The following is a 15,939-nucleotide window of genomic DNA, read 5'->3' on the forward strand; positions in this document are numbered from 1 at the left end:
CTCACGGCAGGGCGGGCCGGACGAGGCCGCCCCAGAGAAGGCTCGCCCCGGAGAGCAGCAGCAGGCCGTCCATCACGAAGCGGAAGGTCTCGGGCGCGAGGCGCAGCACGAAGGGCCTGGCCAGAAAGGCCCCTCCCATCAGCGAGGCGCCCACCGCCAGGCCGCGCATCAGGCTCGCGGAGGGCAGGGCGCCCGCATCCCGGAAGGTCAGCGCCTTGCTCGCATAGACGGCGAGCGAGCCCGCGGCCTCGGTGCCGATGAAGGGTCCCTTGGTCAGCCCGTAGCCGAGGAAGACGGGGACCGAGGCGGGCCCCGTCGAGGCGACGATGCCGGTCAGGAAGCCGATCAGCGCCCCCGCCCCGGCGAGGTGCCAGAGGGTGAGCCTCAGGAGGCGGGCCGCCAGCCAGTGCCGGGCGGGGATCATCAGCAGGAGGAAGGCGCCGATGGCGGTGTCGACCGCGCGGGGCGGGAGGACGAGCATCGTCCGCGCCCCCAGGGCCGCGGCGGGCGCGCCCGTGGCCGCATAGGCCGCGACGGCCCGCCACTCCACCGCCCGCCACCAGGCGAGGATGCGTGCGACATTGGCCATGACCGAGGCGACGGCCATGATCGGCACGGCTTCCTTCGGCCCGTAGACCGAGGCGAGGACGGGCACGAGGATGATCGAGGACCCCGTGCCGATGATGCCGCTGACGAGGCCGGCGGCGAGCCCGATGAGAAGGATGAGGAGGAGGCCCATGCCGCCTCCTGTAGCGCATCGACCGCAGCGCCGCCGCGTCCGCCGCTATGAGACCTCCCCGGCGGGCCGGGGCCGATCCGTCACCACTCGAAGAAGGAATCGAGGCCGGGCATCAGGCACACCATCGTGCCGGCCGCTCCGACAAGCCCCGCGAGCATCACCAGTCCGGCCATGGGGAGACACCTTGTGCGCGATCTTTCGGCGCACCAACCCGCGAGAGGCCGCCGGGTTTCCTCGCGCCGCCCTACCAGCGCAAGAATCGGTCGGCCCCTGGCAGAGCGGCCACAGTGATGGCGATGCCGCCCAGGGCACCGACCGCCATGATGATGAGGGCGAGAGCCACGGCAGCCTCTCCGCGTCGCATCCTGCTTCGTCGCAGCGTGCTTCACAGGAACAACAGGCGCAGGACGTGCCCCGTGCCGTGCGGCAGATTGGCGTGCGCCCGGCCCTCCTCCCACGACAGGGGCCGCGGAGGACGACGCCCCGCCGGGCTGCGGGACCGGACAACACCGTTCAGAACGGTTAGCCGACGCGAAAAGGGGCTTGCGAGATCCCCGCGAACGGTCCTAGCCTGACCTCCTCGACGCCCGGCGCGTCGCCTTGCGAAAGGAGGTCAGCCATGATGCATCACGGCCCCAGCCGCTCCCCCTCGCGTACTGCCGCCCCGGATCAGGACACGCCGCCCGACTACGACCGGCAGGGATGAGGCAGCTCGTTTCGTCGGCTGGTCGAGCCCCGGTCCTCTCCTTGACCGTGCGGCTCCCGCGGCACTGACCTGCGTGGACCCTGCAAAGGCCTGCCGGCTTGACCCCCGGCGGGCCTTTTCCTTGTCTAGCACACGCCCGCGGAAGCGGGATCACACCTCGCGCAAGCCGGGCTTGCCGGAAGCGTCGAACAGGAATTCGATCCCCGACTCCTCGAGAGCCCGGCGTACGGCGAGAAGCGTGTCCGCCCGCGGGCGCACGGGCGACTCGCCATCCTCCAGCCGGACGATCGTCGAGACCGAGACGTTCGCGCGCCGGGCCAGCTCCTCCTTCGAGAGGCAGGCCATGCCCCGAGCCGCCCTTATCTGTGCGGGGGTGAGGAGCTGTCCTGAGGCCTCGTCCGGGGAAGCCGAGACCACCGGGGAAGGGGAGGACGCCTCCGAGCCCAGCCGGCCGCGGCCTGGGACGCCGAGGCAGACGCCGACCCATTCCCGCACCGACCCATCCTTGTTGAGCACCGGCGCGCCGCGGGCGTTGAACCAGCGATAGACCCCGTCCGCGCAGCGAATGCGGTAATCCGCGTTGTAGGGGGTCGTCTCCGCGACCGCCGCCGCCCAGGCCGCCTGTGTCCGGGCCCGATCATCGGGATGGATCGCGTTCAACCAGCCGTGCCCCTCCGTCTCCGCGCGGGTCTGGCCCGTCAGGGCCATCCATTGCAGCATCTCGCTGGGAGCGCCGTTGGGCTTGATGACCCAGAACGCCGCCATCCTGGCCGTAATCAGGGCGTTCATGCGGTCATGATGCTGCCGAATGGCCTTCAGGGTGTCGTGGCGTAGGGTCACGTCGAAGACCACGCCCATGCCGTGGCTCGGCTGGCCGTCCGGCCCCAGGATCACCTCGGCCCGATGCAGCAGCCAGCGCTGCGTCCGGTCCGGTCGGATGACACGAAACTCCCGGGCGATGGGCTGCCCCGAGCGGAGCACCTCGATCTGGTCGCCATGGGCCGCCTGATCCTCGGGATGGATCATGTCGAGCCACATATCGAAGGTGACCACGACGGTGGGGTCGAGGCCCAGGATACGAGAGAGACCGACCGACGCCTCGAACCGCTCACCGCTCAGATCGGCCGACCAGAAGCCGACCTCGCCGGTATCCTCGATGAGCTTCAGGAAATGGCGGGAGGAGAGGCCGCGCAGCGATGCACCCTGCTCCCTCGGCGCCGCCCGCAGCAATGATCGTGTCGGCATGGGAACCCGCCTCGATGACAGAGACTCCGAGGGGACGGGGTCCATGCCTCGAAATGATCGAGGGCTCGGAAAAGTCTGCCAGCACGGCAAGGAGTGGCCTCAGGGCGCCCTCCAGTGATTCGCACCTTGCCCCGGCCTTTCCCGACCCAGGCCAGGAATAACATGGAATGCCCCCATCTCGAAAACTATTTTATTTTGCATCAATCGATGTCACGAGCAATGAAAGACAATGACCGGCCTCGCGCAGGCGTCCGTTTGCTCAATTGCAAGCGACTTTGTCGACAAGTTCACAATCAGGAACTGAAAAAATCATAGCCCTGCGCGGTTTTTTGTATCGGGCAGCCGCGCAATTCGCAAGCATGGCACACCAATTCATCAAAAGTATTAGCTCGCCATCCGCGAAATTTTATGAGAAGGTAGCAAGCTGAATCATGACCTCACTCGGTCACCGGGGCATCCGGCGGTTAGCATCCCACCATTCGAGGATGCGCAATGCTGGCTAACCGCCATGGTTGCGCACGATCTGCTTGCCGAAATGACCGGAATCTCGGTATCCAGCCCGCTGCCACGGGCACGTTGGTAAAAATGGTATAAAATCTACCAAGAAAATTGAGCGTGCACGTCGCCGCGTCGTGGGCGGCTTCAATTCTTGGCAGCCTCGTCCCGGCTATCCTCTTGGCCACTGGTGCAAAATACATCCAGAAGGGGATTGCCGATGTTGTTGAGCAACCATGCTGCCACGTCCAAGCTGAAGGCCATCGACGCGTCGCAGGCACTGATCGAGTTCGACCTCGACGGGAAGGTCGTCACCGCCAACGCCAATTTCCTGGCAGCCCTGGGCTACCGTCTGGAGGAGATCCAGGGACAGCACCACAGCCTGTTCGTCGATCCGGCCGAGCGGGACAGCGAGGGCTACCGCCAGTTCTGGGCGGCCCTGCGCCGGGGCGAGTTCCAGCAGGCGGAGTACAGGCGCATCGCCAAGGGCGGCCGCGAGGTCTGGATCCAGGGCTCCTACAACCCGCTGATCGGCCGCAACGGCAAGCCCTACGGCGTGTTCAAATGCGCCACCGACATCACCACCCAGAAGCTGCGCAACGCCGATTTCGAGGGCAAGATCCAGGCGCTGGACCGCTCGCAGGGCATCATCGAGTTCAATCTCGACGGCACGGTCATCACCGCCAACACCAATTTCCTCGCCGTGGTCGACTATGCCCTCGCCGAGGTCCAGGGCAAGCACCACAGCCTGTTCGTCGATCCGGCCGAGCGGGAGGGCGAGGCCTATCGGCGGTTCTGGGCGGCGCTCCGCCAGGGCACGTTCCAGCAGGCGGAGTACAAGCGCATCGCCAAGGGCGGCCGGCCGGTCTGGATCCAGGCCACCTACAATCCGGTGATGGATGCGGCAGGCCGGCTCGTGAAGGTCGTCAAGTTCGCCACCGACGTCACGGCGGCCGTGGTCGACCGGATGCGGCGGGCCGAGCTTCAGCGCGGGATCGACCGCGACCTCGACGGCATCGCCAACGCCGTGTCGCAGGCTTCGCAGCAGGCCGTGAGCGCCGCGAGCGCCTCGCAGCAAGCCTCGGGCAACACCCAGAGTGTCGCCTCCGGCGCGGAGGAACTCGCCGCGTCCGTCGGCGAGATCAGCCAGCAGGTCTCCCGTGCGCTGCAGGTCACCGGCCAGGCCGTGGCGCAGGCGAATGCCACCTCCACCGTCGTGGCCGGCCTCGCGGCGGCCGCGCAGCGCATCGGCGAGGTGGTCGAGCTGATCGACAAGATCGCCGCCCAGACCAACCTCCTCGCCCTCAACGCCACCATCGAGGCAGCCCGGGCCGGGGAAGCGGGGAAGGGCTTCGCCGTGGTCGCCGCCGAGGTGAAGAGCCTCGCCGCCCAGACCGCCAAGGCGACCGAGAGCATCAGCACCCAGATCAACGAGACCCAGGGCGCGGCCAACGAGGCCGCCGCCGCCATCTCCGGGATCGGCCAGACGATCGCGCAGGTCAACGAGATCTCCTCGGCGATCTCCGCCTCCATCGAGCAGCAATCGGCCGTCGCCCACGAGATGTCGGCCAACATGCAGGCGATGACGACCGCGGTGACCGAGATCAGCCAGAGCGTCGGGGCGATCGCCGCGGCGACCCAGGAGGTCGACCGCTCGACCCAGCAGGTCCGCGAAGCCTCCCGCAGCATGGCGGCCTGAGGGCCGTCCCGGGACCGGAGGGCGAGGGAGACTCCCCTCGTCCTCCGGTCCGCGCTCAATCCGCCTGAATAGAGCCGGGGCGCGAAAGCCCTCCCAAAGCCCCTGGTCAAAAGCCGTGTTTTGCGCCAGTCTCGCTATATCTTATTAGATACAGCCATACCGATGGGGACGCGCGTGGCCTACGGCTCTCATCTCGATGGACCTGCCCTGCGCGCCCTGCAGGCGAAGGGCGTCCGGCCGGCCTTCGCGCCCGTCTCCGCATCCCCAGAGGTCGTCGCCCCAGCGGAGATCGGCGCGCCCCCGGAGCGTCGGCGCGAGCGGATCTGGGAGCTGTCCGAGACGCTGCATTGCTCGATCGTCGGCACCTGTCTCTCGACGGCGGACGCCCGCTCGCTGCTCGCCAAGCTCGGCGTCGCGGAGGCGCGCAGCATGCGCGAGCATCGGTTGCACGGGGAGGTCGTGCATCTGGCCCGGCGCCGGGACGGGGGAGGCCGGCTGCTCCAGAAGATGCTCGACCGGCGCCACGAACGGGAGATCCGGCGCTTCGACAGGGCGGAGAGCGCCGAGGCCGTGCGCGCGCTCTGGCGCGCATCGCTGGAGCGCGGCGAGATCCCGGGGGCCTATTGGGCGGCGATCACCCATCCCGCCACCGACTGGCCCCTCGTCCAGGACATCTTCGGCGAGGTGCACATGCTCTCGCACCTCGTCGGCCAGTCGAACCGCGCCGACATCCGGCGGCTGCGCCAGCTCGAGGGCGACCTCGCCGAGCGCGAGGAGCGGATCGCGGCGCAGGAGACCCGGATCCGCGCGCTGACGGGGGAGCGCGACGACCTCGAAGCCCGCCGGCGCGAAAGCCTCGCCACCCGGGCCGTCGCCCAGGCCTCCCCCGCGAAGCCGGACACGGCGATGCGCGCGGCGCTGGACGCCCTCGAAGCGCGGCTCGCCCGGGAATGCGCCCACGCGGAGGCCCTGGAGGAGAAGCTCGCCGTTCTGATGCGGGCCTCGGCGCAGCTTAGCGGCGCGCTCGAGACCGAGCTCGCGCGGCGCGGCGCCCTCGAAGCGGAGCTCGCCGCCCTGGAGGGCCTGCTCGGCGGGGAGGAGGCTACGGCGCAGGCGCCGGAACCGGGGGAAGCCCGGCTCGCCGGGCGCCGGCTGCTCTATGTCGGCGGACGGCCGCGGCAAGTCGCGCGCCTGCGCCGGTTCGTCGAGGCCCGCGACGGTACGCTGCTCAGCCATGACGGGGGCCTCGAGGACAGCATGAGCCTGCTGCCGGGCCTGGTGAGCCAGAGCGACCTCGTGCTCTTTCCGGTCGAGTGCGTCAGCCACGAGGCGACCGGGCTGGTCAAGCGCTGCTGCGAGGCCGGCGGCACGCCCTTCCGGCCCGTGCGCAGCGCCAGCCTCGCGAGCTTCCTCCACGCGGTCACGGCGGAGCCGCTGCCCGGCCGTGCCTGAGACCGCCGCTTCCCCGAGAGGGCCCGGTTGCCGTAGGGAGGATCTGGTTTCGCTTCACGATCCGGCGCGCGGCATGAGCCTGCCGATCCTCAGACGGCCGATCCTGGCTCTCCAGGGGGCGCCGAACGACGCCATCCAGGCGCTTCTCCTGGCGAGCGCCCGGCGCTGGCAGGGGGCGGGCCTGCGCGTGGCCGGCATCGTCGAGAGACCTGATCCGGAGGGGGCGCGGCACCGGCTCGAGGACCTCGCCACCGGCGCGCGCTACGACATCTATCGGGAGCTGGGGCCGGGCTCCGACGCCTGCAAGCTGTGCGGCTCCGGCATCGTCGCCGCCTGCCAAAGCGTGCAGCGCCAGATTCTCGCCGGCTGCGATCTCGTGGTGCTCAGCAAGTTCGGCAAGCTGGAGGCCGCCCGCAGCGGGCTCGTCGCCGCCTTCGCGGCGGCAATCGCGGCGGAGCGGCCGATCCTCACCGCCGTGGCGCCGATCTTCGCCGAGGCATGGCGGCTGTTCTCCGATCCCCTCTCCGCCGTCGCCGGCCCGAGCGAGGCGGCGATCGAGGCCTGGCGCGCCGCGCTGGAAACGGCGGAACAAGACACACCCCCGGCGCCGTAACGCCGCCGGGCACCCCCTCCGCCCTCTCCGGACACGACGAAGCCGGCCCCTGGGGGAGGGGCGGAGGCGTCAGCGCCCGCTCACCGCATGGGTGGTCTGGGCGGGGAGACCGGCCGGAGCGGTGTAGCTCTGGGCCTGGGCGGCAGTGCCGGCGACGAGGGAGAGGGCGAGGGCGGCGGCGAGGATACGGGACATGATCGGAGCTCCATCTTCGGGTTGGGGTGGGGGTCGCTGTGGCCGCCACCGGATGGAGGGAACATGGCCCCGCCCGCTCCTCCCAAACAGCCGAATACGTTCGATCGAACCGTTCAATAAATCAGAAAAGCCCGCCTTCATCGCTACGGTCGGAGCGGGGTGATCCGCAAGGATTTCGACGGACGGGCACCGACGAAATCTCGCGCGCTCCTATGCCTTCGCTCGCTTGAGACTTGTCTGCACCGCATATTCATCTTCTGGTTGCGCCAGCGCTTCAGAAGGGGAATCGCCCGGCGGAGGCCGCTTCGCGATCAGACTAAAACTGGAAACGATACGTTTCGATCGTTTCTGTTTTCGAGCACTCTTACCCGGGGCACTCTCCTGACGTCGAAGGCGGCGGCGTCCCCGACGGAAGGATCCGGCGGCCCGACCATCCTCAGGAGGTTCACCATGCCCACGCTCACGACGAAGGACGGCACCGAAATCTTCTACAAGGATTGGGGTCCCCGCACGGCGCAGGCGATCGTCTTTCATCACGGCTGGCCCCTGAGCGCCGACGATTGGGACAGCCAGATGCTGTTCTTCCTCGGCGAGGGCTACCGCGTGATCGCCCATGATCGTCGCGGCCACGGCCGCTCCAGCCAGACGGCCACCGGCAACGAGATGGACACCTACGCGGCCGACGTCGTCGCGCTTGCCGCCGCCCTCGACCTGCGGGACGCGATCCATGTCGGCCACTCGACCGGCGGCGGCGAGGTCGCCCGCTACGTCGCCCGCGCCGAGCCGGGCCGGGTCGCCAAAGCCGTGCTGATCGGCGCCGTGCCGCCGGTGATGGTAAAGTCCGACCGCAATCCCGGCGGCCTGCCGATCGAGGTCTTCGACGGCTTCCGGGCGGCGCTCGCCGGCAACCGGGCGCAGTTCTACCGCGACGTGCCCGCCGGCCCCTTCTACGGCTTCAACCGCGAGGGCGCGCAGGTCTCGGACGGGATCGTCGACAATTGGTGGCGCCAGGGCATGATGGGCGGGGCCAAGGCGCAGTACGACTGCATCAAGGCCTTCTCGGAGACGGATTTCACCGAGGACCTGAAGGCGATCGACGTGCCGGTCCTCGTCCTGCACGGCACCGACGACCAGATCGTGCCGATCGCCGATTCCGCCCTGCTCGCTCATCCCCTGCTGAAGCACGGCACCCTCAAGACCTACGAGGGCCTGCCCCACGGGATGTGCACCACCCATCCGGACGTCATCAACCGGGACCTCCTCGCCTTCATCCGGAGCTGAGGCCCGCCTTCTCCGCTTTCGACCACACGGGAGGACCACCCATGAGCTGGCACGGTGCGGAGGATCCGGTCCCGGGAGATCACTTCTCCTGCGACGCGATCCGGACCCTGATCATCCCGCGCTCGCGGGATCTCGGCTCGTTCGCCGTCAGGCGGGCGCTGCCCTCGACGGAATGCCGGATGGTCGGCCCCTTCGTCTTCTTCGACCAGATGGGACCGTCCGAGTTCCTGCTCGGCCAGGGCATGGACGTGCGGCCCCATCCGCATATCGGGCTCTCGACGGTCACCTACCTGTTCGCGGGCGAGATCATGCACCGGGACAGTCTCGGCACGGCGTTGCCGATCCGGCCGGGCGAGCTGAACTGGATGACCGCCGGGCGCGGCATCGCCCATTCCGAGCGCACCGGCGCGGACCTGCGCAAGACCGGATCGAGCCTGTTCGGCATCCAGAGCTGGGTTGCCCTCTCGGCGAAGGACGAAGAGACGGCCCCGGCCTTCGAGCATTACGACGCGGACGCGCTGCCCGTGCTTTCCGGCGAGGGCAAGAGCGTGCGCCTGATCGCCGGCGAGGCCTTCGGCGCCCACTCACCGGTGCGCACATCGAGCCCGATGGTCTATGCCGACGTGGCCCTGGAGGCCGGCGCCGTGCTGCCCCTCGACCCGGATTACGACGAGCGGGCGATCTACACGGTCTCGGGGGCGATCGAGATCGCCGGCGACGGCTTCGGCCCGGGGCAGCTCCTCGTGTTCCGGCCGGGCGACCGCATCAGCGTGCGCGCGACCGAGGCTGCCCGCTTCATGGTGCTGGGCGGCGAACCGATGGACGGGCCGCGCCACCTCTGGTGGAACTTCGTCTCCTCGCGGCCGGAGCGGATCGCGCAGGCCAAGGAGGATTGGCGCCGGGCTCGCTTCGACACCGTGCCCGGCGAGAGCGAGTTCATCCCGCTCCCCGAGGACCCGCCGCCCGTCCGCTATCCGTGAAGCCCCGGACCCCATGAAACCCGCAGGAAAGGTCGCGTGAACGCCATGGCTGTCGAAGGATCCGGGGTGACGGGGGAGCTCGTCCAGGTGGTGGCGCTGCTCGCCGCGGGCGTCGTGGCCGTGCCGCTGTTCAAGCGGGCGGGACTCGGTTCGGTGCTCGGCTATCTCGTGGCGGGCCTCGCCATCGGCCCCTTCGGCCTCGGCCTGTTCAGCGACGCCCATGCCATCCTGCACATCGCCGAGCTCGGCGTGGTGATGTTCCTGTTCATCATCGGGCTGGAGATGGAGCCCTCCCGGCTCTGGGCCATGCGGCGGGACATCTTCGGCCTGGGCCTCGCCCAGGTCGGGGCCTGCATCGCGGCGCTCACCCTCGTCGGCCTCGCCCTGGGCTTCTCGGCGCCAATCGCCTTCGTGGCCGGCACCGGCTTCGTCCTGACCTCGACGGCGATCGTGATGCAGCTCCTCGACGAACGGGGCGCGCTCTCGAAGCCGAAGGGCCAGCGCATCGTCGCGATCCTGCTGCTGGAGGACCTCGCCATCGTGCCGCTTCTGGCCGTCGTCGCCCTGATGGCGCCGGGCGGGGCCGAGACCGGCGGGCTCGCCCGGATCATCGCCATCGGGATCGCCCTCGGCTCGGTCCTCGCCCTCGTGGCCGCGGGACGCTGGCTGCTCAACCCGCTGTTCCGCCTGCTGGCAGCGGCCAAGGCGCGGGAGGTGATGACCGCGGCGGCCCTGCTCGTGGTGCTGGGCGCGGCGCTCGCCATGCAGCTCGGCGGCCTCTCCATGGCGATGGGCGCCTTCCTGGCGGGGGTGCTGCTCTCGGAATCGAGCTTCCGACACCAGCTGGAAGCCGATATCGAGCCGTTCCGCGGCATCCTGCTCGGCCTGTTCTTCCTCGGCGTCGGGATGTCCCTCGACCTCACGGTGATCGCCGCGAGCTGGGCGCTGATCCTCACGGGCGTGGCCGCCTACATGGTCGCCAAGAGCCTCGTCATCTACGCCGTGGCCCGGGTGCTCCGGGCCTCGCATCCGGAGGCCCTGGAGCGGGCGGCCCTGATGGCCCAGGGCGGCGAATTCGCCTTCGTGCTCTACGCGGCGGCCACGGGCGCCGGCCTCATCGACGGGCCGACCAACGCCGTCCTGACCGCGACCGTGATCCTGTCCATGGCGGTGACGCCCCTGATGGTGATCGCCTTCGACCGCCTCGGCCCGAAGCCCGCCGTCACGACGGACGGCCTGGAGGTGCCGGAGAACCTCGCCGGCAGCGCCCTGATCGTCGGCTTCGGCCGGTTCGGGCAGATCGTCAGCCAGCCGCTGATCTCCCGCGGCTGCTCGGTCTCGATCATCGACACCAGCGCCGAGAACATCCGCCTCGCCGAGGGCTTCGGCTTCAAGGTCTATTACGGCGACGGCACCCGCCTCGACATCCTCCGGGCCGCCGGCGCCGGCACGGCCCGCGCCATCCTGGTCTGCCTCGACGATGCGGAGGCCGCGCGGCGCATCGCCGAGCTGGCGAGGGCGGAATTCCCCCTGGTGCCGGTGCTCGCCCGCGCCCGGGACCGCGAGCACGCCATTGCGCTGATCCACGCGGGCGTCGCCTACCAGATCCGGGAGACCTTCGAATCGGCGCTCGCCTTCGGCGAGCAGGCGCTGCTGACGATCGGCGACGAGCCGGATTCCGCGGCCGAGGCCATGGCCGAGGTACGCCGCCGGGATCTCGAGCGCCTCGCGCTGGAGACCGTCGGCGGCATCTATGCCGGCCGCGCGCTGATCCGCGGCAATGCGGCCCTCGCCCCGCACGTGGCCGGGTAGGGGCTTCGTGCGGGGAGCGGATGGCGGTCAGCCCGTGCCCCCGATGAACAGGCCGGCGATCGCCGCGCTGGTGAGATTCGAGAGGGTCCCGGCCAGGATGGCGCGCAAGCCGTAGCGGGCCACCTCGGCGCGCCGCTCCGGGACGAGGCTCGAAAAGCTCGCGAGCTGGATCGCGATGGATGCGAAATTCGCGAAGCCGCAGAGCGCGAAGCAGACGATCGCCGTGCTGCGCGGGCCCAGCGCGCCCGATTGCAGCGTCGGCGACAGGTTCGCATAGGCCAGGAATTCGTTGAAGGCGATCTTCTGGCCGATCGCCCCGCCGACCAGGAGCGCCTGCTCCCAGGGCACGCCCAAGAGCCACGCCAGCGGGCTGAGCAGCAGGCCGAGGGCGCCCTCGATCGAGGCCTGCGGGTAGCCGAGATGGCTCCCGAGAGAGGCGAGGATGCCATTGGCCAGCGCGATCAGCCCGACGAAGGCAATCAGCATGGCACCGACCGAGACGGCCACGGCGAGGCCCTTCTGGGTGCCGTCGGCGGCCGCCTCGATCAGATTCGCCGCCCGGCTCTCGCCGAAGGTGACCTTCGTGGTCAGGATCCGCGTCGGCTCCGCCGAGGGCATCAGGATCTTGGCGTAGAGGAGGCCGCCGGGGATCGCCATCACGGAGGCCGCGAGCAGGTAGGTCATCGGCACGCCGAGCGCCGCGTAGCCGGCGAGGATCGAGCCCGCGGTCGAGGCGGCCCCGCTCGTCATCACGGCGAAGAGCTCGGCCCCGGTGAGGAGCGGGAGGAACGGCCGCAGGGCCACGGCGATCTCGCTCTGCCCGATGGCGATGGTGATGACGGCGGAGAAGGACTCGATCGGCGAGGTACCGACGAGCCGGCGCAGCACGGCGCCGAGCCCGCGCGCCAGGGCCTGCATCACGCCGAGATGGTAGAGCACGCCGATCAGCGCGGAGACGTAGAGGATCTGCGGCAGCACCCGCAGGGCCAGGATGAAGCCGCTGCCGCCGAACAGCTCGAACATCTTCGGCTCGACGAGGCCGCCGAACAGGAAGGCGGTGCCCCGATCGCCATAGGCGAGCACCGTCTGCACCGTGCCGGCCGCCGCGCTCAAGCCGTCCCGCCCCAGGGGCACGAACAGAACCAGGGCCCCGAGGCCGACCTGCAGCGCCAGGGCGGCGAGGATCACGCGCGGCCGGATACCCCGTCGGTTCGTCGAGAACAGCACGCCGATCGCGAGGAGGACGAGGATGCTGCAGGCGGCATGGAGCAGGCGGTCGGTCATGGTCTCGCTTACAGGCCCGGAGCTAGGCGCGATGGAACTTCCGGGCCAGGGGGAGGCGGTCTCATGAATCGGAGGCGGGGTGCGGCGCCGGGACCACACCGGCCCGACAGGCCGCGCCCGGGCCGATCGGCTCAGGCAGGGCGCATCCTGCGACGGAGGGGCCGGGACGGCCGTTCGGCCCGGAATCCCATCGAACTTTAACCGACCCGTGCTTTCCCTTTCCTCGTTCTCGGGGGGAAAGCCTGCCGAATGTCGACGCGCGGGGAATCGGAAGAGGTTTATGGGGCCCTCGTTGCCGAACTGACGCTGACCCGCGTGCCGACCAGCATCATGGGCCTCACCCTGCTGGGCGTCGGCCTGTTCACCGCTCAGGTGCTCGACGATCCCATCCTGTTCGCGGCCGCCGTGATCGGCGCCCTGGCCTCGGTCAGCAAGCTGGTGCTGATGTTCCTGCACGGGCAGCGCAATGCCCAGGGACCGCTCCCGATGCCGGAGGCGCGGCAATGGGAGCTGCGGCATGCCCTGTCGACCGTCTGCGTCGCGGGTTCGGTCGGCACGATCGCCGCGCGAATCTTCACGCATCCCGACATGGCGATGCAGATGCTCGCGACCGCCCTGCTGTTCGGCTACTGCAGCGGCGTCGTCAGCCGCCTCTCGGTGCGTCCCGTCATCGCGACCGCAGCGGTCCTGCTGGCCGCCCTTCCCGCGATCGTGTCCGCGGCGCGGGTCGGCGACACGCCGCACGGCATCATCGCCACGATGTTCAGCGTCTTCCTGCTCGGCGGTCTCGACGGTGTCCGGTTCGCCTATCGCGTCGCGGTCCGGCAGATCACGCTCCGGCTGGATATGGGGACCCTGGCCCGCAGCGATCCCCTGACCGGCCTCGCCAACCGTCTCGGGCTCCGCGAAGCCTTCCGCAAGGCTCCCCGTGGGCGCGACACGAAGATCGCGCTCCACTTCTTCGACCTCGACGGCTTCAAGCCCGTCAACGACCGCTTCGGCCACGCCGCCGGCGACGCGCTGCTTCAGGCACTCAGCCAGCGGCTGCGCGCCCTTCTCGGCGAGGCCGAACTCGCGGCCAGAACGGGCGGGGACGAGTTCGTCGTCCTCCAGCCCTCCGTGCGGGATCCAGACGAGGCGCAAGGGCTGGCTTGGCGCATCGTCGACAGCCTGAGCCAACCCTATGCGGTGGCCGGGGAGAGCGTCCGCATCGGCGTCAGCCTGGGATTGTCCTGCGTGCCGTCCCTGTCCGCCCATCTCGACGACCTGCTCCGCGATGCGGATGCGGCCTCTTACGCGATCAAGCGGAAGGGCGGAGGGGTCGCCACGCGGTCGGACGATCGCACCGGGGACGCCCAGCGCATCCCGGCGTGAGAGAGCCCCCGGCCCTGCGGCCTTCGGCCGGGCTCGGCTCCGCGGGATGAGGCGGATCTGGCCCCGTTCCTGCGCGGTGCTCCCCCGCACGGCACCGATCCGTCCGCGCCGGGACATCCCGGACCGGCGATCTAGTTTCCCTCCCTCAACCGTCGCGACGACGCCGAGAGGAGGCCGACGCCCATGTCGCTGTCGATCAGAGCCGAGCGCGGACTCGTGTCCCAGGACGAGTTCGAGACCCTGTCGCAGACCCACCATCCGCGGCTGCACGACCTGTCGGATGCGGATCTCACCACCGCGCAGCGGCGCATCCGCGACCTGCGCGCCAAAGAGCGGACGCTGGCGCGGGATCTCCGCCGCAGCATTCGCGGCAAGGCGGAGACGCGGGGCGGCAGCTTCCCCGGCACGGTCGAGAAGCCGGCCCGCCGCAAGGGCGTCTTCGCAGCCGCCCTGAAGCGCCTCAATGCGGAGGTCTCCCGCCGCCGCGCCATCGCCGCCCGGGACGCCCTGAGGGACGCCTCGCGCCGAGCGTTGCGCAGCCGGAAGGCGGCGCGCCGCCACCATCCCGCCCCCGGCCGCACCGGGCACGGGGGCATGACGCCCAACGAGAGCGAGCGCGGCCGGACCCAGGTACCACCCGCCAAGGTCGGCAGCGTCTCCCAGGCCACCAAGGCGGCTCAGGCGACCAAGGATTCGCGGGGCTGATCCCCCGGAATCCCTCCGCCCTCTCCGGACACGACGAAGCCGGCCCCTGGGAAGGGGCCGCGAAGGGGAGGGCGGGAGAGGAGGCGTCAGCGCCCGCTCACCGCATGGGTGGTCTGGGCAGGGAGACCAGCCGGGGCGGTGTAGCTCTGGGCCTGGGCGGCAGTGCCGGCGGCGAGGATACGGGACATGATCGGAGCTCCATTTCGGGTTGGGGTGGGGGTCGCTGTGGCCGCCACTGGACGGAGGGAACATGGTCCCGCCCGCTCCTCCCAAACAGCCGAATACGTTCGATCGAACCGTTCAATAAATCAGAAAAGCTGTTCCCCTGCGGCCTGTTCGCCCCACGCGGAACCGGGCCGGCTACCCCTGGTTGGGGCGGTAGCGTGCGGGAAGCCGCGACAGGAGAATCCATGCAGCGTTTCGCGAACAAGGTCGTGCTCGTCACGGGGGCGGCGTCCGGGATCGGCGAGGCGGCCGCGCGGCGCTTCGGAGCGGAGGGCGCGAGGCTCGTCCTCGCCGACCAGAAGGCAGAGGGCCTGCGCGCGGCCGCGGGCGGCCTCGAGGCCGCCGCCCTGCATACGGTGACGGCAGACCTGTCGAAGGCGGATCAGTGCGAGGAGGTGATCGCGGCGGCCATCGAGCGGTTCGGCCGGCTGGACGTGCTGATCAACAATGCCGGCAAGGATCATCTCGGCAAGGTCGATGCGGGCGACATCGGCGACTTCTCGACCGTGATCGAGACCGATCTCTACGGCGTCTTCTACATGACGCGCTTTGCCCTGCCCCATCTGCGCAGGAGCCGCGGCTGCATCGTGAACGTCTCGTCCGTCTCGGGTCTCGGCGGCGACTGGAACCACAGCTTCTACTGCGCCGCCAAGGGTGCGGTGACGAACTTCACCCGCGCGGTGGCCCTGGACGAGGCGGAGAACGGGGTGCGCGTGAACGCGGTCAACCCGAGCCTGGTCTACACGCCCTTCACCGCCGGCATGCAGGAGCAGCCGGAGCTCGTCGCCAAGTTCGAGGAGCGCATCCCCATGGGGCGGGGCGCCAAGCCCGAGGATATTTCCGGCGCCATCGCTTTCCTGGCGAGCGAGGACGCCCATTTCGTAACCGGAGTGAACCTGCCGGTGGATGGCGGCCTCTCGGCCTCGAACGGCCAGCCCCGGCTGACCTGAGGAACCGTGGTCCCGCCTCGCGCGACAGGAGGCTTGACGAGGCGCAGCCCCCAGCGGCTTGTGCGCACGCGTTTGCGCCCGCCTTTTTGAGGCGGGCTTTGTTTTGTTTGTGTGTTTTGTGTGTTTGTGTTTGGTTGCGGGGGCAGGATTTGAACCTGCGACCTTCAGGTTATGAGCCTGACGA

At 69.9% G+C, this 15,939-nt stretch carries 13 protein-coding genes; 9 read left to right on the top strand and 4 right to left on the bottom strand.

The features are described 5' to 3' along the window. Position 1 precedes the first annotated feature (1 nt). Complete coding sequence (locus tag MFF21_RS11185) at positions 2-739, bottom strand: sulfite exporter TauE/SafE family protein (RefSeq protein WP_238311218.1); 738 nt, start codon at positions 737-739, stop codon at positions 2-4. Between the two features lie 856 nt (positions 740-1,595). Continuing rightward, complete coding sequence (locus MFF21_RS11190) at positions 1,596-2,690, bottom strand: PAS domain-containing protein (RefSeq protein WP_238311219.1); 1,095 nt, start codon at positions 2,688-2,690, stop codon at positions 1,596-1,598. Between the two features lie 715 nt (positions 2,691-3,405). On the opposite strand from MFF21_RS11190, the gene MFF21_RS11195 reads away from it, so the two are divergent. From MFF21_RS11195 to MFF21_RS11205, 3 genes are all read left to right on the top strand, one after another. Beyond that, positions 3,406-4,884 carry a methyl-accepting chemotaxis protein gene (locus MFF21_RS11195; protein WP_238311220.1) on the top strand — a complete coding sequence of 493 codons (1,479 nt, stop codon included), beginning with the start codon at positions 3,406-3,408 and terminating at the stop codon, positions 4,882-4,884. A gap of 174 nt (positions 4,885-5,058) precedes the next feature. Continuing rightward, positions 5,059-6,336 (top strand): DUF2325 domain-containing protein, encoded by a 1,278-nt coding sequence (locus MFF21_RS11200; protein WP_238311221.1) that lies wholly within the window; start codon positions 5,059-5,061, stop codon positions 6,334-6,336. A 73-nt stretch (positions 6,337-6,409) separates the two neighbouring features. Next, complete coding sequence (locus MFF21_RS11205; RefSeq protein WP_238311222.1) at positions 6,410-6,949, top strand: DUF2478 domain-containing protein; 540 nt, start codon at positions 6,410-6,412, stop codon at positions 6,947-6,949. A gap of 69 nt (positions 6,950-7,018) precedes the next feature. Here the strand turns inward: MFF21_RS11205 and MFF21_RS23985 are convergent, their stop codons facing one another. Continuing rightward, positions 7,019-7,144 (bottom strand): hypothetical protein, encoded by a 126-nt coding sequence (locus MFF21_RS23985; protein WP_276518046.1) that lies wholly within the window; start codon positions 7,142-7,144, stop codon positions 7,019-7,021. Positions 7,145-7,594: 450 nt separating this feature from the next. On the opposite strand from MFF21_RS23985, the gene MFF21_RS11210 reads away from it, so the two are divergent. From MFF21_RS11210 to MFF21_RS11220, 3 genes are read left to right on the top strand one after another with little or no spacing between them, the layout of a single operon-like run. Beyond that, a complete protein-coding gene (locus tag MFF21_RS11210; RefSeq protein WP_238311223.1) occupies positions 7,595-8,425 on the top strand; it encodes an alpha/beta fold hydrolase in 831 nt (276 codons plus the stop codon). Between the two features lie 41 nt (positions 8,426-8,466). After that, positions 8,467-9,405 carry a pirin family protein gene (locus tag MFF21_RS11215; protein WP_238311224.1) on the top strand — a complete coding sequence of 313 codons (939 nt, stop codon included), beginning with the start codon at positions 8,467-8,469 and terminating at the stop codon, positions 9,403-9,405. A 45-nt stretch (positions 9,406-9,450) separates the two neighbouring features. After that, complete coding sequence (locus MFF21_RS11220) at positions 9,451-11,217, top strand: monovalent cation:proton antiporter-2 (CPA2) family protein (protein ID WP_238311261.1); 1,767 nt, start codon at positions 9,451-9,453, stop codon at positions 11,215-11,217. 27 nt (positions 11,218-11,244) lie between these two features. Here MFF21_RS11220 and MFF21_RS11225 read toward each other — a convergent pair whose 3' ends face one another. Continuing rightward, on the bottom strand, positions 11,245-12,501 hold the full coding sequence (locus tag MFF21_RS11225; RefSeq protein ID WP_238311225.1) for a NupC/NupG family nucleoside CNT transporter: 1,257 nt from the start codon (positions 12,499-12,501) through the stop codon (positions 11,245-11,247). Between the two features lie 249 nt (positions 12,502-12,750). On the opposite strand from MFF21_RS11225, the gene MFF21_RS11230 reads away from it, so the two are divergent. The 3 genes from MFF21_RS11230 (at position 12,751) to budC (ending at position 15,755) form a co-directional block, all read left to right on the top strand. Further along, the gene (locus MFF21_RS11230) at positions 12,751-13,875 is read left to right on the top strand and encodes a GGDEF domain-containing protein (RefSeq protein WP_238311226.1); all 1,125 of its coding nucleotides are present in this window, start codon (positions 12,751-12,753) and stop codon (positions 13,873-13,875) included. A 183-nt stretch (positions 13,876-14,058) separates the two neighbouring features. Next, a complete protein-coding gene (locus MFF21_RS11235; protein WP_238311227.1) occupies positions 14,059-14,580 on the top strand; it encodes a hypothetical protein in 522 nt (173 codons plus the stop codon). A 410-nt stretch (positions 14,581-14,990) separates the two neighbouring features. After that, positions 14,991-15,755, top strand: a complete 765-nt coding sequence (gene budC, locus MFF21_RS11240) for a meso-2,3-butanediol dehydrogenase (protein ID WP_238311228.1) — start codon at positions 14,991-14,993, stop codon at positions 15,753-15,755. Positions 15,756-15,939: the final 184 nt, after the last annotated feature.

The organism is Methylobacterium organophilum (assembly GCF_022179465.1).
GTDB lineage: Bacteria > Pseudomonadota > Alphaproteobacteria > Rhizobiales > Beijerinckiaceae > Methylobacterium > Methylobacterium organophilum.